Source organism: Sphingomonas sp. AAP5 (genome assembly GCF_004354345.1).
In the GTDB taxonomy this organism is placed as follows: domain Bacteria; phylum Pseudomonadota; class Alphaproteobacteria; order Sphingomonadales; family Sphingomonadaceae; genus Sphingomonas; species Sphingomonas glacialis.
This window is the reverse complement of record NZ_CP037913.1, coordinates 3,512,652-3,530,133: the sequence shown is the minus strand read 5'-3', so window position 1 is coordinate 3,530,133 and position 17,482 is coordinate 3,512,652. Positions and strand designations below refer to the sequence as shown.

15 protein-coding genes are annotated in these 17,482 nt (G+C 67.6%); 12 read left to right on the top strand and 3 right to left on the bottom strand.

The window, feature by feature from the left end; translation table 11 throughout:
- Positions 1-32: 32 nt before the first annotated feature.
- From bchB to hemA, 12 genes are all read left to right on the top strand, one after another.
- A complete protein-coding gene (gene bchB / locus E2E30_RS16365; protein ID WP_133191449.1) occupies positions 33-1,688 on the top strand; it encodes a ferredoxin:protochlorophyllide reductase (ATP-dependent) subunit B in 1,656 nt (551 codons plus the stop codon).
- A complete protein-coding gene (locus E2E30_RS16360; RefSeq protein WP_133191448.1) occupies positions 1,678-5,397 on the top strand; it encodes a magnesium chelatase subunit H in 3,720 nt (1,239 codons plus the stop codon). Before bchB ends, E2E30_RS16360 begins: the two co-directional genes overlap by 11 nt.
- 11 nt (positions 5,398-5,408) lie before the next feature.
- Positions 5,409-6,299: a ferredoxin:protochlorophyllide reductase (ATP-dependent) iron-sulfur ATP-binding protein gene (gene bchL, locus E2E30_RS16355; RefSeq protein ID WP_133191447.1), complete on the top strand. Its 891-nt coding sequence runs from the start codon at positions 5,409-5,411 to the stop codon at positions 6,297-6,299.
- A 139-nt stretch (positions 6,300-6,438) separates the two neighbouring features.
- Complete coding sequence (gene bchM, locus E2E30_RS16350; protein WP_133191446.1) at positions 6,439-7,125, top strand: magnesium protoporphyrin IX methyltransferase; 687 nt, start codon at positions 6,439-6,441, stop codon at positions 7,123-7,125.
- The gene (locus E2E30_RS16345) at positions 7,122-8,615 is read left to right on the top strand and encodes a BCD family MFS transporter (RefSeq protein WP_133191445.1); all 1,494 of its coding nucleotides are present in this window, start codon (positions 7,122-7,124) and stop codon (positions 8,613-8,615) included. The genes bchM and E2E30_RS16345 overlap by 4 nt, the downstream gene beginning before the upstream one ends.
- Before the next feature lie 18 nt (positions 8,616-8,633).
- Positions 8,634-9,404 (top strand): photosynthetic reaction center subunit H, encoded by a 771-nt coding sequence (gene puhA / locus E2E30_RS16340; protein WP_133191444.1) that lies wholly within the window; start codon positions 8,634-8,636, stop codon positions 9,402-9,404.
- The gene (gene puhB, locus E2E30_RS16335; protein ID WP_133191443.1) at positions 9,401-10,051 is read left to right on the top strand and encodes a photosynthetic complex putative assembly protein PuhB; all 651 of its coding nucleotides are present in this window, start codon (positions 9,401-9,403) and stop codon (positions 10,049-10,051) included. Before puhA ends, puhB begins: the two co-directional genes overlap by 4 nt.
- On the top strand, positions 10,048-10,530 hold the full coding sequence (gene puhC / locus E2E30_RS16330) for a photosynthetic complex assembly protein PuhC (protein WP_133191442.1): 483 nt from the start codon (positions 10,048-10,050) through the stop codon (positions 10,528-10,530). The genes puhB and puhC overlap by 4 nt, the downstream gene beginning before the upstream one ends.
- The gene (locus E2E30_RS16325) at positions 10,527-10,823 is read left to right on the top strand and encodes a hypothetical protein (RefSeq protein WP_133191441.1); all 297 of its coding nucleotides are present in this window, start codon (positions 10,527-10,529) and stop codon (positions 10,821-10,823) included. The genes puhC and E2E30_RS16325 overlap by 4 nt, the downstream gene beginning before the upstream one ends.
- Positions 10,820-11,887, top strand: a complete 1,068-nt coding sequence (gene acsF / locus E2E30_RS16320; RefSeq protein WP_133191440.1) for a magnesium-protoporphyrin IX monomethyl ester (oxidative) cyclase — start codon at positions 10,820-10,822, stop codon at positions 11,885-11,887. Before E2E30_RS16325 ends, acsF begins: the two co-directional genes overlap by 4 nt.
- Complete coding sequence (gene puhE / locus E2E30_RS16315) at positions 11,884-12,663, top strand: putative photosynthetic complex assembly protein PuhE (protein ID WP_133191439.1); 780 nt, start codon at positions 11,884-11,886, stop codon at positions 12,661-12,663. Before acsF ends, puhE begins: the two co-directional genes overlap by 4 nt.
- Before the next feature lie 12 nt (positions 12,664-12,675).
- Positions 12,676-13,896 (top strand): 5-aminolevulinate synthase, encoded by a 1,221-nt coding sequence (hemA, locus tag E2E30_RS16310; RefSeq protein ID WP_133191438.1) that lies wholly within the window; start codon positions 12,676-12,678, stop codon positions 13,894-13,896.
- Between the two features lie 201 nt (positions 13,897-14,097).
- Here hemA and E2E30_RS16305 read toward each other — a convergent pair whose 3' ends face one another.
- The 3 genes from E2E30_RS16305 to pufM are packed head-to-tail and all read right to left on the bottom strand — an operon-like array spanning position 14,098 to position 17,481.
- Entirely contained in the window at positions 14,098-15,357 is a 1,260-nt protein-coding gene (locus E2E30_RS16305) for a DUF3422 family protein (RefSeq protein WP_133191437.1), read from the bottom strand.
- 58 nt (positions 15,358-15,415) lie between these two features.
- On the bottom strand, positions 15,416-16,510 hold the full coding sequence (pufC, locus tag E2E30_RS16300; protein WP_133191436.1) for a photosynthetic reaction center cytochrome PufC: 1,095 nt from the start codon (positions 16,508-16,510) through the stop codon (positions 15,416-15,418).
- A complete protein-coding gene (gene pufM, locus E2E30_RS16295) occupies positions 16,507-17,481 on the bottom strand; it encodes a photosynthetic reaction center subunit M (protein WP_133191435.1) in 975 nt (324 codons plus the stop codon). Before pufM ends, pufC begins: the two co-directional genes overlap by 4 nt.
- Position 17,482: the final 1 nt, after the last annotated feature.

Below are 17,482 nucleotides of genomic sequence, written 5' to 3'. Positions count from 1 at the left end.
TCCGCGTCCGCTCCGCTCGACCGGGGGCTGCCATGCAGCTGACCGTCTGGACCTACGAAGGCCCGCCGCATGTCGGCGCGATGCGGATCGCGACCGCGATGGAGGGCGTCCACTACGTGCTCCACGCGCCGCAGGGCGACACCTATGCCGACCTGCTGTTCACGATGATCGAACGCCGCGGCAAGCGCCCGCCGGTCACCTACACGACCTTCCAGGCGCGCGATCTCGGCAAGGATACCGCGGCGCTGTTCCAGACCGCGGTGCGCGAGGCGATCGATCGCTTCGCGCCGCAGGCACTGCTCGTCGGCGCGTCGTGCACCGCCGAGCTGATCCAGGACGATCCGGCCGGGCTCGCCTCGGCGCTGCGGCTGCCGATCCCGGTGATCGCGCTCGAGCTGCCGAGCTATCAGCGCAAGGAGAATTGGGGCGCGGCCGAAACCTTCTACCAGCTGGTCCGCGCTTTGTGTCCGTCGGCAAAGGCCGAGGCCGAGCCGCGCAAGGATGGCCAACACACGCCGAGCGCCAACATCCTCGGCCCGACCGCGCTCGGCTTTCGCCACCGCGACGACGTCGTCGAGATCACCCGGCTGCTCGGGACGCTCGGCATTGCCGTCAACGTCGTCGCCCCGCTCGGCGCGACGCCGGCCGACCTCGCCCGGATCCCCGACGCCGATTTCAACATCAGCCTGTATCCCGAGATCGCCGACACCGCGTGCCGCTGGCTCGAGCGCACGCACGGCCAGAAGACCGTCCGCACCGTGCCAATCGGCTACGGCGCAACGCGCGACTTCATCGCCGAAGTCGCCGCGCTTGCCGGCGTCGATCCGACCGCCGCACTCGATACGTCGCGGCTGCCATGGTGGAGCCGCTCGGTCGATTCGACCTATCTCACCGGCAAGCGCGTCTTCATCTTCGGCGACGCGACGCACGCCGTTGCCGCCGCCCGCATCGCCCGCGACGAGTTCGGCTTCGAAGTCATCGGGCTCGGCTGCTACAATCGCGAATTCGCGCGCGAGATTCGCACCGCCGCTCAGCTGTACGGGCTCGAGCCGCTGATCACCGACGACTATCTCGAAGTCGAGGATGCGATCGCCAAGCTCCAGCCCGAGCTCGTGCTCGGCACGCAGATGGAGCGCCACATCGCCAAGCGGCTGCGCATCCCGTGCGCGGTGATCTCGGCGCCGGTCCACGTCCAGGATTTTCCCGCGCGCTACTCGCCGCAAATGGGGTTCGAGGGTGCGAACGTGCTGTTCGACACCTGGGTCCACCCGCTGGTGATGGGGCTCGAGGAACATCTGCTGACGATGTTCCGCGACGATTTCGAGTTTTCGGACCATGCGGGGGCGAGCCACCTGGGGCATGGCGCCGCTCCAATCTTCCCCCGCGAACCGCAGGAGGCGGCCCCTACGCCGTCAGCGAATGGTGGCGGGGAAGCAACGGCAGGTGTCGCGCCCGCCCCCCTCCACCCCTTGGCTGAAGGCGCCGAGCTGTCCCCCGCCCCCGCCCCCGCCGAACCAGGGAAGGATCAGGAGGGCTGGTCCGCCGAGGCCGAGCGCGAGCTGCTGAAGATCCCGTTCTTCGTCCGCGGCAAGGCGCGCCGCAACACCGAGCGCTATGCCACCGAGCACGGCATCGCCGCGATCACGCTCGACACGCTCTATGACGCAAAGGCGCATTATGCCCGCTAGCGCACCCAGTCCCGCCGGCTCTGGATCGACCGCGGTCCACGTCGTCATCGTCACGCTCGACAATCACTTGGCGGGCGCGGTCCAGCGCGCGCAGGCGCGGCTCGCGCGCGAAAATCCCGGGATCACGATCGGCTTCCACGCCGCCGCCGATTGGGAGGAAAAGCCCGAAACGCTCGCCGCCGCCCGCGCCGACATCGCGCGCGGCGATATCGTGCTGGCGACGATGCTCTTCCTCGAGGATCATATCCGCGCGGTTCTGCCGCAGCTCGAGGCGCGCCGCGAGGACTGCGACGCGATGGTCGGGCTGATGTCGGGCGGCGATGTCGTCAAGCTCACGCGAATGGGCGACTATCGCATGGACCGCCCGAGCGGCGGAATGCTCGCCTTGCTCAAGAAATTGCGCGGATCCCCCAAGCCTGCGGCAAGCGGCGGCGCCAAGCAGATGGCGATGCTGCGGCGCCTGCCCAAGATCCTGCGCTTCGTCCCCGGCACCGCGCAGGACGTCCGCGCCTATTTCCTGACGATGCAATATTGGCTCGCGGCGTCGGACGACAATGTCGTCGAAATGATCCGCGCGCTGGTCGACCGCTACGCAGACGGCCCGCGCCGCGCGCTGCGGGGGACGATCAAGGCGCAGGCGCCGCGCGAGTATCCCGAAGTCGGCGTCTATCACCCCGCGCTGCCCGGCCGCATCGCCACCACCGCGACCGAGCTGCCGCGCCGGCGCGATGCGCACGGCACCGTCGGGCTGCTGATGCTGCGCTCGTACATCCTCGCCAAGGATGCCGGCCATTATGACGGCGTGATCGCCGCGCTTGAAGCGCGCGGGCTCGACGTGATCCCGGCGTTTGCCGGTGGGCTCGACGGGCGTCCGGCGATCGAGGCGCTGTTCCAGCACGACGGTGTCGCGACGGTCGATGCGGTGATCAACCTCACCGGGTTCAGCCTGGTCGGCGGCCCCGCCTATAACGATGCCGCGGCCGCCGAGACGGTGCTCGCCAAGCTCGACGTGCCTTACATCGCCGCGCACCCGGTCGAATTCCAGTCGCTCCAGGCCTGGGCGGCGAATGCACAAGGGCTGCTCCCGCTCGAATCGACGATGATGATCGCGATTCCCGAGCTCGACGGCGGCACCGTGCCAATGCTGTTCGGCGGCAAGTCCGACGGCACCGCCTGCACCGGCTGCGCACGTCACTGCAGCTTCCCCGACGCCACGACGCCGCGCGCAATGCAGCCCTGCAGCGAGCGCGCCGACATGCTCGCGGCGCGCGTGCTGAAACTGATCGCGCTGCGCCGCGCCGAGAATGCCGAGAAGCGTATCGCAATCGTGCTGTTCAACTTCCCGCCCAACGCCGGTGCCGCCGGGACCGCGCAATTCCTCAGCGTCTTCGCCTCGCTCCACGCGACGCTCGCGCGGCTCGGGCGCGAAGGCTATCAGGTCGAGCTTCCCGCAACCGTCGATGCGCTCCGCGAGGCGATCCTCGGCGGCAATGCCGCGCGCTTCGGGACCGAGGCCAATGTCCACGCCAAGGTCGGCGCCGACGCGATCGTCGCACGCGAGACCTGGCTTGCCGAGATCGAGGCGTCATGGGGCCCTGCGCCGGGCAAATTGCAGTCCGACGGCACTTCGGTGCAGATCCTCGGGCGGCAGTTCGGCAACGTGTTCGTCGGCCTGCAGCCCGCTTTGGGCTATGAGGGCGATCCGATGCGGTTGCTCTTCGCGGGCCGCTTTGCCCCGACGCATGCCTTCGCCGCTTTCTACCGGTGGCTGCGCGAGGATTTCGCGGCGCATGCGGTGCTGCACTTCGGCACGCATGGCAGCCTCGAATTCATGCCCGGCAAGCAGACCGGGTTGAGCGCGGCCTGCTGGCCCGACCGGCTGATCGGCGACTTGCCCAACATCTATCTCTACGCCGCCAACAACCCCTCGGAGGGCGTGCTCGCCAAACGCCGCTCGGGCGCGACGCTGGTATCGTATCTCACGCCCGCGCTGACCAACGCCGGCGTCTACAAGGGCCTCGCCGCGCTGAAGGCGTCGGTCGAGCGCTGGCGTGTCGCCGCACCGGGCAGCGACGAAGCGCGCGACCTGGCGGAGCTGATCCGCGACCAGGCGAACGACCTCGACCTCGCGCGTGCTCCGGCCGATGCCGGGGCTGCGCCGGCGCAGGACGACGCATGGATCGCCGATCTCGCCGCGCGCCTCTACGAAATCGAGCGCGAGCTGATCCCGCAAGGCCTCCACGTCGCCGGCGAAGCGGCGAGCCGCGAGGAGCGGATCGCGATGATCGCCGCCACGCTCCAGGCGCGCGGCGAAACGCTCCCGCCCGAGACGATCGTCGCTTTGGTCGATGGCACGCGCGCCGCCGACACGCCGTTGCTCAAGGACATGGCCGCGCTCGACGCCGCGCTGTCGGCCAATGGCGAGATCGACGGTATCGTCACTGCGCTTGCCGGGCGCTACATCCACCCGGTCACCGGCGGCGATCTGCTGCGCAATCCCGAGATCCTGCCGACCGGGCGCAACATCCACGGCTTCGACCCGTTCCGCATCCCCTCGGCCTTCGCGGTCAAGGACGGCGCAGCACAGGCGCAGCGGCTGATCGAGCGCAGCCTCGCCGATTCGGGGCATCTGCCCGAGACGGTCGCGATGGTGCTGTGGGGTACCGACAATCTCAAGAGCGAGGGCGCGCAGATCGCGCAGGCGCTCGCGCTGCTCGGCGCGCGCCCGCGCTTCGACAGCTATAACCGGCTGGCGGGCGCCGAACTGGTCCCGCTGGAAGAGCTCGGTCGCCCGCGGATCGACGTCGTCGTCACGCTGTCGGGGGTGTTCCGCGATCTGCTGCCGCTCCAGACGCGGATGCTCGCGCAAGCCGCCTTGCTCGCGGCCGAGGCCGACGAGCCCGACGCGCAGAACTTCGTCCGCCGCCACGCCCGCGCACACGCCGCGGCGCAGGGCTGCGACCTCGAGACCGCGGCGCTGCGGGTCTTCTCGAATGCCGAGGGCGCATATGGCGCCAACGTCAATCTGATGATCGACACCGGCGCGTGGACCGACCCCGACGAGCTCGCCGACAGTTTCGAGCGGCAAAAGGGCTATGCCTACGGGGTCAAGGGCGCGCCGGTACGCCAGCCCGAATTGCTCAAGGCCGCACTCCAGACGGTCGATTGCGCCTATCAGAACCTCGAAAGCGTCGAGCTCGGCATCACCAGCATCGACCAATATGTCGACACGCTCGGCGGGATCAGCCGCGCGGTAACGCGCGCCAAGGGCGGGCAGACCGCGCCGGTCTATATCGGCGACCAGACGCAAGGCACCGGCAAGGTGCGATCGTTGCAGGAGCAAGTCGCGCTCGAAACGCGGACACGCGTGCTCAACCCGGTCTGGACCGAGGGGCTGCTGCGCCACGGGTATGAAGGCGTCCGCCAGATCGAGGGCAGCGTCACGACGACGATGGGCTGGTCGGCAACGACCGGCGAGGTCGATCCCTGGGTCTATCAGCGGATCAGCGAAACCTATGTGCTCGACGTCGAAATGCGCGAGCGGATCGCGGCGCTCAATCCCAAGGCTTCGGCGCGTGTCGCCAACCGGCTGATCGAAGCCTCCGAACGCAAATACTGGACTCCCGACGCGGCGACGCTCGCCGCACTCCATGCCGCCAGCGATGAACTCGAGGATCGTCTCGAAGGCATCGTTGCGGTGGCGGCATAAAGGAACACATGATGGCCCTGCTCGACCCACCAATTCGCGGCTTGGACGGCGAAGGCTCGCTCCAAGTCGGGCTCGACCCCAATGACCGGATCGGCAATGCGAAGGTGTTCGCGGTGTACGGCAAGGGCGGGATCGGCAAGTCGACCACGTCGTCGAACCTCTCCGCCGCTTTCTCGCTGCTCGGCAAACGCGTGCTGCAGATCGGCTGCGACCCCAAGCACGACAGCACCTTCACGCTCACCAAGAAACTGATGCCGACGGTGATCGACGTGCTCGAGACGGTCGAATTCCATGCCGAGGAATTGCGGCCCGAGGATTATATGTTCGAGGGCTATAACGGCGTGATGTGCGTCGAGGCGGGCGGCCCGCCGGCCGGCACCGGGTGCGGCGGCTATGTCGTCGGGCAAACGGTCAAGCTGCTCAAGCAGCACCATCTGCTCGAAGAAACCGACGTGGTGATCTTCGACGTGCTCGGCGACGTGGTGTGCGGCGGGTTCGCCGCCCCGCTGCAACATGCCGAGCGCGCGGTGGTTGTCGCGGCGAACGATTTCGACAGCATCTTCGCGATGAATCGCATCGTCGCGGCGATCAAGGCCAAGGCCAAGAATTACGACGTGCGGATGGCGGGCGTCATCGCCAACCGCTCGGCCGCGACCGACGAGATCGACCGGTTCAATGCGGCCACGGGGTTGAAGCGGCTCGCGCATTTCCCCGATCTCGACGCGATCCGCCGCAGCCGCCTCAAGAAATGTACCTTGTTCGAGATGGACTCGACCCCCGAGGTCGATGCCGCCTGCCTCGAATACAAACGCCTCGCCGCGCAGATGTGGGCCGGCTGCGAGCCGCTCGATGCGCAGCCGATGAAGGATCGCGAGATCTTCGAATTCCTGGGGTTCGAATGATGCGCTCCTCCGCCTGCTCCCTCACCGTCATCCCCGCGCAGGCGGAGATCCATACGGGCGAACGTCTCCTGTCGCTTGCGGGCGTTGCTGCAATGGATTCCCGCCTTCGCGGGAATGACAGCGGTGTGAGGCACGCGCGATGAGCACGGCGAGCTACACCCACTTCCGCGGCAATCTCGAAACCTATTTCGATCGCACCGCAGCCAAGGCGTGGGAGCAGCTCACGTCGGACGCACCGGTCAGCGGGATCCGCGCGACGGTGCGCGCCGGGCGCACCGCGATGCGCGACACGCTGCTGTCGTGGCTTCCCGCCGACATGACGGGCCTGCGCCTGCTCGATGCCGGCTGCGGCACCGGCGCACTCGCGGTGGCGGCGGCCGAGCGCGGCGCGCAAGTGGTGGCGATCGACGTCGCGGGCAGCCTCGTCCAGATCGCACGCGACCGCGCGCCGGCGCATCTGGCGATCGACTGGCGCGTCGGCGATCTGCTCGATCCCGCGCTCGGGCATTTCGACCATGTCGTCGCGATGGATTCGCTGATCCACTACCGCGCGTTCGATATCGTCGCGGTGCTGCAACAGCTCGCCGAACGCACGCACGGCTCGATCGTCTTCACCTTCGCGCCGCAAACCCCGCTGTTGATGGCGATGCTCGGCATGGGACGGCTGTTCCCGCGCAGCGACCGCTCGCCCGCGATCCTGCCGGTGCGCGACCGCTTGCTCCGCACGCTGATCACCAACGCGGTCCCGACGAGCCGGATCGGGCGCGACCGGCGCATCTCGGCGAGCTTCTATACCAGCCATGCGCTCGAGCTGGTGACGGCGTGAGCGACCTCTCCGCCTTGAAAGCCTCGCTCGCACCGCGCGCAGCGGCGGAGCCCGGACGACTCGCGACGGTGCGGAGCGGCGCGTTCTGGGGACGGCTCGGCACGCGCTTCCTGCCCTTTGCCGATGCCGCCACCACCGAACTCCCGCTCGGACGGCTGCTGCGGCTGTCGCTGTTCCAAGTCTCGGTCGGGATGGCGGCGGTGTTGCTCACCGGCACGCTCAACCGCGTGATGATCGTCGAGCTCGGCATGGCGTCATGGGCGGTTGCAGCGATGGTGTCGCTGCCCTTGCTGTTCGCACCGCTTCGCGCGCTGATCGGCTTCAAATCGGACCGGCACCAGTCGATCCTCGGCTGGAAGCGCGTTCCCTATATCTGGTTCGGCACGCTGCTCCAGTTCGGCGGCTTCGCGTTGCTCCCCTTTGCTTTGCTGGTGATGACGGGGCTCGGCCACGGCCCGACGATCGTCGGACAGATCGGCGCCGGGATCGCCTTCCTGATGGTCGGCGCGGGGATGCACACGACGCAGACCGCCGGCCTCGCGCTCGCGACCGATCTTGCGCCAGCCGAAAGCCGGCCGCGCGTCGTCGCGTTGCTCTATGTCATGCTGCTGCTCGGGATGATGGTCAGCGCGATCGTCATCGGCCGGCTGCTCGATCATTTCACCCCGACGCATCTGGTCCAGATCGTCCAGGGCGCAGCGGTGCTGACCGTCGTGCTCAACATCACCGCCTTGTGGAAGCAGGAAGCGCGGCGTCGTGGCGGCACCGCACCCGAGGAAAACTCCGCCCCCTTCCGCGAGATCTGGGCGCTGTTCATCGCGCGCCCGCGCACGCTGCGGCTGCTGGTCGCAACCGGGCTGGGATCGGCCGCCTTCTCGATGCAGGACGTGCTGCTTGAACCTTACGGCGGGCAAATCCTCGGCCTGTCGGTCGGCGCGACGACGTCGCTCACCGCTTTGTGGGCGGTTGGCATGCTCAGCGGCTTCGCGCTCGCCGCGCGCAGCCTGGCGGATGGTGGCGAACCGCACCGCCTCGCGGGCTTCGGCGGCGTCGCGGGGATCGCGGCGTTCCTCTGCGTGATCTTTGCAGCGCCGCTGCATGCGAGCGCTTTGCTGGCGATCGGCGCGACGATCATCGGCTTTGGCGGTGGCCTGTTCTCGGTCGGTACGCTGACTGCGGCGATGGCGATCTCCGACAGCGCAGAGCTCGACGGTCGCAACGGCCTTGCGCTCGGTGCGTGGGGTGCGGTGCAGGCGACCTGCGCGGGTGCGGCGATCGCGATCGGCGCGATCGTCCGCGACGTGACCAGCGCCGCTGCGACCGCGCGCGACCTCGGCCCGACGCTCGCCGATCCGGCGACCGGCTACGGCGTCGTCTACGGCGTCGAGATCATCCTGCTGCTCGCCACGCTCGTCGTGCTCGGGCCGCTCGTCCGCCCGGTCGCACCCTCGCAGACCATTCGCTTCGGCCTGGCCGAATTTCCGGCTTGAACCCAGGGGAGACCGCCCATGCACCCGACCCTCACCCCCGGCATCGATGTGGCGATGCTCGTCTTCTACGCCTTCGTGCTGTTCTTCGTCTGCCTGGTCTTCTACCTGCGCCGCGAGGATCGCCGCGAGGGCTATCCGCTCGAGCATGAGCTGACCGGGCGGGTCGAATCCGAAGGCGGCCCCTTCCACACCGCGATCGCCAAGACCTTCAAGCTCTCGTTCGGCCGTGGCACCGTCACCACGCCGACCAAGGGCCGCGAACCCTTCCAGATCGCCGCACGCCAGACCGACCGCTTTACCGGCGCGCCCTATGCGCCGACCGGCAACCCGCTGGTCGACGGCATCGGGCCCGCCGCCTACGCCAACCGCGCCAAGCACCCCGACATCGACATGGAAGGTCATCCACGCATCGTCCCGCTCGGCGCCGCGCTCGACATCACGATCGAACGGCGCGATCCCGATCCGCGCGGCATGCCGATCTTCGGCTGTGACGGACGCCAGGCCGGCATCGTCACCGAACTGTGGATCGATCGCGCCGACCGGCTGGTCCGCTATCTCGCTGTTGACGGCGCCGCCGGGACCGGCGCGATCCTCGTGCCGATGATGATGGTGACGATCGACCGCCGCCGCGGCCATGTCGCCTGCGACGCGATCACCGCCGCGCAATTCGCCGACGCGCCGCGCATCGCGACCGACACGATCACCCTGTACGAGGAGGATCGCGTGCTCGGCTATTTCGGCGGCGGCTATCTCTATGCCACCCCAGCCCGTCAGGAGCCTTTCCTGTGACCGAACATGATTACGAGCCGATCCCGGGGCTGCCCGGGCTCCTCCCGCCAGGCGAGCGGATCGTGTGGCAGGGTGCGCCCGACTGGCGCGTGCTCGCACGCCGCGCCTATCATACGCGCGCGGTGACGGCCTATTTCGGCGTGCTCGGGGTGTGGGCGGCGGTCGCCGCGGTCGCGCGCGGCATTCACGGTCCCGCCGACCTTTCGGGCGTCGCGCTGATGGCGATGTTCGGGATCATCGCGGTCGGCCTGTTGCGCGCGCTCGCTTGGGGCGCGGCGCGCACCACGCTCTATACACTGACCAACCGGCGCGTCGTGCTCCGCATCGGCGTCGCGTTTCCGAAATGCATCAACTTGCCACTGGCGATGATCGGCACCGTCGGTCTTGCCGTTCAGGGCGACCGATCGGGCGACATCCCGCTCGCGCTGGTCGGCGAGCGTCGGCTCGGGTATCTCGCGCTGTGGCCGCACGCGCGGCCGTGGCATGTCGCCGCGGCGCAACCCATGCTGCGCGCGCTTCCCGACGCGGCGCAGGTCGCGTCACTGATCGCGCGCGCGTGCCTCGAGGTGCAGCCGGGCGGCCAGGTCGCAGTGCCGGTAACTTCAGCAGCGCAAGGTCACGGCTTGCGCCAGGCGGTGGCGGCATGACCCACGCCCATCACGCCGAGCGGCTCCCGCGCGGCGCGCTCATCCTTGCCGGGTCGCTCGTCGGCTTTGCCTTTTTGCTGACCGCGACGGTTCGCATCGCGCATATCCCGCCCGCCGGCTCGCCTGCGGCTTTGCGCGAAACGACGCATGTCGCAGCGGTGCAAACGCGCACGCTGCGCTTCCTCGATGCGGCCGATCGCGGCGTGCGGATCGAGGATGTCGGCACCGGCCAGACTGCGGGGACGATCGTCCCGGGCCAGGAAACAGGCTTCATCCGCGGCGTGATGCGCGGGCTCGCGCGCGAGCGGCGGATGCACGGGATCGGCAGCGACGCGCCCTTCACGCTGACACAGTGGCGCGACGGCGAGCTGACGCTGACCGACAGCGCGACCGGGCGCTCGATCGAGCTCAATGCCTTTGGCACCACCAACCGCGCTGCCTTTGCCGCACTGCTGCGCGCGCCGGAGTTCCCCCGATGAGCCCGTTCCGCCGCAGCTGCTTCGACACGCCATGCCGGATCGAGGTCGAGCATAGCGACGAGTTCCTCTGCGCGCATGTCGAGCTGGCCGGCGGTGTCGCGATCAATCCGGGCGACCGCGTTCGCGTCCATGGCGATCCGATCCACGTCGCCTTTGGCAGCGCGCGCGTGTTCGAGCGGATCGCGACGGTCGAGCGCGCCGGGCCGATCGAGCGACTGTGGACCAAGCTCTGCGGCCATTTCGAGATGAACGAACTGTACGAAGTCAGCTTTTCGGATCGGAAACTGTCATGAACGCTATCACGCCGATCACCCCCCACGGCGCCGACACGCTCGCGATCGCGCGCGAGGATACCGTGCTGTCCCCCCGCTTCTACACCACCGATTTCGCCGCGATGGACCGGATCGACGTCTCGCCGGTGCGCGCCGAATGGGACGCACTGATCGCCGAGATGGTCGCCGACCCCAACCGCCGCCATTTTCGCCGCACCAATGCCTTTGACGGCGTGATCGAAAGCTTGCCCGATGGCTTGCGCGAGGAATTCATCGATTTCCTGGTGAGCTCGCTCACCGCCGAATTCTCGGGCTGCATCCTCTACGCCGAGATCCAGAAGCGCGCGCAGAATCCCGACATCAAGGCGCTGTTCCGGCTGATGAGCCGCGACGAAAGCCGCCATGCGGGCTTCATCAACGATACGCTCAAGGACGCCGGGATCGGGGTCAACCTCAGCTTCCTGACCAAGACCAAGAAATACACCTATTTCCGCCCGAAATTCATCTTCTACGCGACCTATCTGTCGGAGAAGATCGGCTATGCGCGCTACATCACGATCTTCCGGCACCTCGCGCAGCATCCGGAATGGCGTTTCCACCCGATCTTCAACTGGTTCGAGGAATGGTGCAACGACGAGTTCCGCCACGGCGAGGCGTTCGCGATCCTGATGCGGACCGATCCCAAATTGCTGCGCGGGCATAACGTGCTGTGGATCCGCTTCTTCCTCGTCGCGGTGTACGCGACAATGTATGTCCGCGACCACAACCGGCCGGCGTTCCACAAGGCGCTCGGGATCGATCCCGACGTCTATGACCACCGCGTCTTCACGGTCTGCTCGCAAATCACGCGGCAGGTCTTTCCGCTCGTGCTCGACACCGACTCGCCGCGCTTCCGCGCCGGGCTCGTGCGGATGCGGCGGATCGCCGCGAGGATCGATGCCGCCAAGGCGCAGGGCGGCGTGATCGGCGCGATCAAGCGAGTCGGGCTGATCGGCGCGGCAGCGGTCAATTTCGCGCATCTGTATTTGACGCCCGTCCAGCGCAACGCGATCCCCGCCTCGGCCCGGCTGGTTCCGGCCTGGTGACGATCCCGCCGCTCCTGTTCGCGCTCGTGATGTGGTTCATCGGGACCGCGGCGGTGGTGTGGCTCGACAGCCGCCCGCGCGCGACCTTCCGCACCAGCTTCCGCGTGGCAGGTGTCGCGGCAGTGGCGGCGACCGCGGCGGTGTGGTGGTCGGCGAATGATGCGAGCTGGGGCGGCGCCTATCTCGGCTTCGCAAGCGCGATCGTGATCTGGGGCTGGCATGAAATGGGCTTCCTGATGGGGTTCGTCGCTGGCCCCAATCGCGCGCCCTGCCCGCCCGCGGCGACTGGCTGGACGCGATTGAAGCTCGCCACCGCGACGGTGATCCATCACGAAATCGCGATCGCGGCGACCGCGCTGCTGCTGTTCGCGCTGACCTGGCGCCAGCCCAACCAGAGCGCGCCGCTGACCTTCCTCTTGCTGTTCGGCTTGCGGCTTAGCGCCAAGTTCAACCTGTATCTCGGCGTGCCCAATCTCAGCGACGAAGTCTTCCCGCCGCATCTCGCCTATCTCAAGAGCTATTTCCGCACCCGCGCGGGCAATGCGCTGCTGCCGGTGTCGGTGATCGGCTCGGGCGCGCTTGCCGGGTGGGCGTGGAGCGTCGCCGAAGCCGCGCCAGCGCAAAGCGGCGCAGCCGTCACCGCGACCTTGCTCGCAGCGCTCGCGGCATTGGGGCTCGTCGAGCATCTTTTTCTTGTGTTGCCGCTGCGCGATGCCAAACTGTGGCAGTGGGCGTCGGCAAAGACCCAAGCGGCAAAAGCCGCGATAAGAGAGTAGGAGGGGTACGCCATGGATTATGAGGCATTCTTTCAGGTCGAGCTCGACGCGCTGAAGGAGGACGGGCGCTACCGCATCTTCGCCGAGCTCGAGCGCAAGGCCGGCAGCTTCCCACGCGCGAACCATTATGCCGAGGACGGCATCGGCGATGTCACCGTATGGTGCTCGAACGACTATCTCGGCATGGGCCAACACCGCAAAGTGCTCGACGCGATGCACGCCACGCTCGATGCGTGTGGCGCGGGCGCCGGCGGCACGCGCAACATTTCGGGCACGACGCACGCGCATGTCGTGCTCGAGGCCGAACTCGCCGATTTGCACGGCAAGGAAGCGGCGTTGCTGTTCACCTCGGGCTATGTCTCGAACTGGGCAGCGCTCGGCACGCTCGCGGCAAGGATGCCGAATTGCGTCGTGCTGTCGGACGAACTCAACCACGCCTCGATGATCGAGGGAATCCGCCACAGCCGCGCCGAGTGCATCCGCTTCAAGCATAGCGACCCCGAGGATCTCGACCGCAAACTGTCGCAGATCGACCCGTCGCGGCCCAAGCTCGTCGCGTTCGAAAGCGTCTATTCGATGGACGGCGACATCGCACCGATCGCCGAGATCCTCGACGTCTGTGAAAAACATGGCGCGATGTCGTATCTCGACGAAGTCCACGGCGTCGGGCTGTACGGCCCGCGCGGCGGCGGCGTCGCCGAGGAGCGCGGGCTGATGGACCGCATCACCGTGATCGAAGGCACGCTCGGCAAGGCGTTCGGCGTGATGGGGGGCTATATCGCCGCCTCGGCCGCGCTTTGCGATTACGTCCGCAGCTTTGCGAGCGGCTTCATCTTCACCACCGCGCTGCCGCCCGCCCTCGCCGCTGGCGCGACCGCGAGCATCCGGCATCTCAAGGCCAGCGGGTGGGAGCGCGCGCAGCACCAGGCGCGCGTCGCGCAAGTCCGCCGGCGGCTCGACGCGATCGGCATCCCGACGATCGACAATCCCAGCCACATCATCCCGGTGATGGTCGGCGACGCCAAGAAGTGCAAGATGATCAGCGACTGGCTGCTCGAGCAGCACGGCATCTACGTCCAGCCGATCAACTATCCGACGGTCCCGGTCGGCACCGAACGGCTGCGGCTCACGCCGTCGCCGGTCCATTCGGACGGCGATGTCGACAAACTGGTCAACGCGCTGTCGGAGATCTGGTCGCAATGCGCACTGGCGCGGCGCGCCATGGCGGCGTGAGGGCGGCCAACCGAAAGGCTGAGATTTCTCGCAATACTCTCCTTCCGTCACCCCGGCCTTGTGCCGGGGTCCACGGTCGAGCGCGACACGGCAGCTGATGCGATCGGGGCACGGTGGACCCCGGGACGAGCCCGGGGTGACAGGTTTTAGTGGAACAGCGCAGGCGTAGGCGAAAAACCTCGGACAGTTCGGCGCCCGCGTCTACTCTTCCAGCCGCCTGCGCACCCGCCGCGCGAACAGCCACGCCGCGCCGAACACCAGCGGCACCGCGCCGACCATCACCCATTCCTTCCAGGCATGCGCCGGCGCAGCGAGATAGCCGATCAGCGCCACGGCATAGTAACTGATCGCCACCACAGAGAGCCCCTCGACCGTCTGCTGCAGCCGCAATTGCAGCTGCGTGCGCGTGTCCATCGATTCGAGCAAATCGCGATTCTGCTTGGCGAGCGCGATGTCGATCCGCGTGCGGAGCAGCTCGCTGGTCCAGGCGGCGCGTTGCGACAGATCGTCGAGCCGCGCCGAGAAGCTGTCGCACGTCCGCACCGCCGGCGTCAGCCGCCGCTCGGTAAAGTCGGCGAGCGTCTGATAGCCCGCGATCCGCCCGATCCCGAGCGTCTCGAGCCGATCGAGACTGAGTTGCGCATAAGCGCGCGTCGCGCTCATCCGATAGCGCGTCTCGGCGAGCAGCCGCGCGAGCTCGGCCGACAGATAGGTCAGCTCGTCGAGCAGATTGTCGTCCTGTGTCCGCCGCTCGGATACTGCGTGCGTCAGGTCGGCGAGTCGCGCCTCGAGCCGCGAGACGTCGGGGGTGAGCCGCTGTGCAAGCGGCAGGCCGAGCAGCGCCATGTTGCGATAATTGCCGAGCTCCTGCAGCCGCAGCACGAGCTGCGAGGGCTCGTCGCGCTCGAGGCCATGGTCGATCAGCAGCAGGCGTCCGAACCCGTCGGTGTTGAGCCGGAAGTCCGACAGCATCGTCGCCTTGCCCCCGGCAATCTGGCAGCGGATCAGCGCATCGGGCGCGAACAGCCGGTCGAGCTGCGCTTCGGCGGGCGGATCGGTGCCGGGCGGATAGACCGCGATCTGCGTCGCGCGGATCACCGCGCCGGGCATATCGGCGGCGATGTCGGGCGCCAGCGGATCGAACAGGTCGGTCGCGAACGGCTCGTCGAACGCCCCTTCGCTGAGGAAGGTATAGCTGGCGAACTCGGTATGCCGTTCGAGCACGAGCTTGGTGGTGCCGAAGTCGACCACCGCATAGCGCGTATCGGGAGCGACGCGTGTCCCGATGTGCCGCGTGATCCGCTCGAAATGCGCCGCCGCACCGCTCGCGCCCTCTTCGCCGAGCACGGTCACGATCTGCATCAACCGGCACGGCGCGGCGAACCGCGGCAGCCGGCGGACGTGCATTTCCTCGGCGAGCGCGGCGCGCAGCGGATGGTTGTGGAAGCTCAGGCCGTCCATGCAGACTGCTCCCGACCGGACACACGCCCGCAGCCAGGCGGCTGCGGCGCGCGATCCATCATTGCCGCCGCGTCATAGCCTGCGGGTCGGCCAGCACCGCGGGCACCGCCTTCCCGGCGGCACCACCCTCGGGTGCAGCGGTTGGCATTGGCGGCGCCTTGAGCGTCGGGTTCGCCGCGAGCATCGAAATCCCGCCGAGCGGCTTCGACTGGCCCTGGTGACACGTCTGGCAATTCGCCTTGTACGGGTCGCCATGCGGTCCCTTGCGATAGGCCGGGAACACGCTTGCCAGCGAGTCGATATATTGGCCGTTGATATCGCGCACCATGCGGATCCCGTAATAGGCGGTGACGCGCTGCGGCCGGCTGATCGTCCACGAGCGGAACGACTGCGTATTGTGGCAATAGGTGCAGTTGACGCCGAGCGCAGTGCTCATGTGCATCATCAACCCATAGCTCTTCTCGGCCTCCTTGATCGACACGACATGGCCCGGCGAGGGATATTGGCTGCTCGCCGCGACGCGGATCTGCGCCTTGCCGTTGAGATAGGTGGCAAACGGATCGTAGGGCAGCGAGGCATAGCCGACGCTTACGTTGGGCGTGTTCTGGCCATGCTTGTTGCGCACGATCGAATTGGGATCGGCGACTCCTTCGGCGATCGCCCATTTGTACGCGGGCACCGCATTGCCGCGATGGCAGGTGTAGCACGTTACGCCCGTCGCCTTGACATGGCTCGACCATTTGCCGTTGATCTGCCGCGTCATCTGCAACATCCGCCGCGCGACGACCTTGGTGTATTTCTCGTCCGACGCCATGTTGTTGGGGTTGTGGCAATAATTGCAACCCTGTTCGGGCGGCGCGACCCATTGGTTGATCGACGCCATCAGATGGTTGAAGCGTTCGGTCGAGACGTCGCCGAGCACCTTGACGTTCTGATAGGTTTCGCGCGCGCGCGGCCCGCTATCGTCGGGGAGCGCGTAAGGCGGCGCGGGGATCGCCGACGCCTTCACCATATGGCGGACGTCGATGATCTGGTCGCCGCCGGTGCCGCGATACCCGGTCTGCTGCGTGATCTTCGGTCCGACCTCGCACCCGCCGAGCAGCATTGCGCTCGCCAGCCCCGCGACACCAAGGATCTTGTTGACGCCGCTCATTGCGATGCTCCCGGAAGCGTAGCGGGATCGATCACGCCCGTGCCCGGATAATTGGGCGCATAGCCGTGCTGGATTGCCCACAGATACCAATTGTCGACCACGGTGCCGGTCAGCAGGATACCGATCCCGCCGGTCAGCGTGGTCAGCACCGCGAACCACCAGGCCCAGCGATGGATCGATTCGTAGGTCGCGTTGAACCCCATCGTCCAGCGCCAGAACAGCGCCGCGCGTTCGGCCGCGGTGCCGCGATCGGTGATATGCTCGAGCTCGCGCTCGCCGCCATAGCGCCCAACCGCGAGGATCGTCGCGCCATGCATCGCGAACAGCAGCGTCGATCCGTACAGGAAGACGATCGAGAGGCAGTGGAACGGGTTGTAGAAGAGGTTGCCGTAGCGGATCGAGAAAGCCGCGGTCCAATCCAAGTGCGGGAAGATGCCGAACGGCACCGCCTCGGCCCAGCTCCCCATCAGCATCGGGCGGATGAAGCCGAGTACCAGCATCAGCCAGATCGCACTCGCAAAGGCCCAGGGCACGTGCGTGCCCAGCCCCAGCGCCTTGGCGCGCCGGAACGTACGCAACCACCACAGCAGCACCGAGGTCGACATCGAGAAGCCCGCGATCTGCCACCAGCCGCCTTTCGCCAGCGGCACGAACAGCTGGAAGCCATATTCGGGCCCGGGCGGCTCGAGCGCGAGCCACGGCAATTGCCGTGCGAACTGGATCGGGTCCCAGCCGACCGACGCCCACATGTTGAGCCCGATCACCTCGAACGCGAGGAAGCCGAACATCAGCGACAGGATGCCGAGCCCGCCAAGATAGATCGGCCCGATCTGCGCATTGCCGATCTTGCCCATCCAGTAGGAGAAGCCGGGCTTGCCTAGCCGCGGGAAATCATAGGGTCCAAGGGCGGGGCCCATTTCGGGCGCGCCGCGCAATTGGATTTGGGTGAAGATGTTCTGATAGCTTGCCACG

Coding starts and splice junctions, on each gene's coding strand:
- E2E30_RS16325 (WP_133191441.1), top strand. CDS start 10,527: ATGAGCCCGTTCCGCCGCAGCTGCTTCGACACGCCATGCCGGATCGAG.
- E2E30_RS16360 (WP_133191448.1), top strand. CDS start 1,678: ATGCCCGCTAGCGCACCCAGTCCCGCCGGCTCTGGATCGACCGCGGTC.
- bchM (WP_133191446.1), top strand. CDS start 6,439: ATGAGCACGGCGAGCTACACCCACTTCCGCGGCAATCTCGAAACCTAT.
- hemA (WP_133191438.1), top strand. CDS start 12,676: ATGGATTATGAGGCATTCTTTCAGGTCGAGCTCGACGCGCTGAAGGAG.
- puhA (WP_133191444.1), top strand. CDS start 8,634: ATGCACCCGACCCTCACCCCCGGCATCGATGTGGCGATGCTCGTCTTC.
- bchL (WP_133191447.1), top strand. CDS start 5,409: ATGGCCCTGCTCGACCCACCAATTCGCGGCTTGGACGGCGAAGGCTCG.
- E2E30_RS16305 (WP_133191437.1), bottom strand. CDS start 15,357: ATGGACGGCCTGAGCTTCCACAACCATCCGCTGCGCGCCGCGCTCGCC.
- bchB (WP_133191449.1), top strand. CDS start 33: ATGCAGCTGACCGTCTGGACCTACGAAGGCCCGCCGCATGTCGGCGCG.
- acsF (WP_133191440.1), top strand. CDS start 10,820: ATGAACGCTATCACGCCGATCACCCCCCACGGCGCCGACACGCTCGCG.
- pufC (WP_133191436.1), bottom strand. CDS start 16,510: ATGAGCGGCGTCAACAAGATCCTTGGTGTCGCGGGGCTGGCGAGCGCA.
- puhC (WP_133191442.1), top strand. CDS start 10,048: ATGACCCACGCCCATCACGCCGAGCGGCTCCCGCGCGGCGCGCTCATC.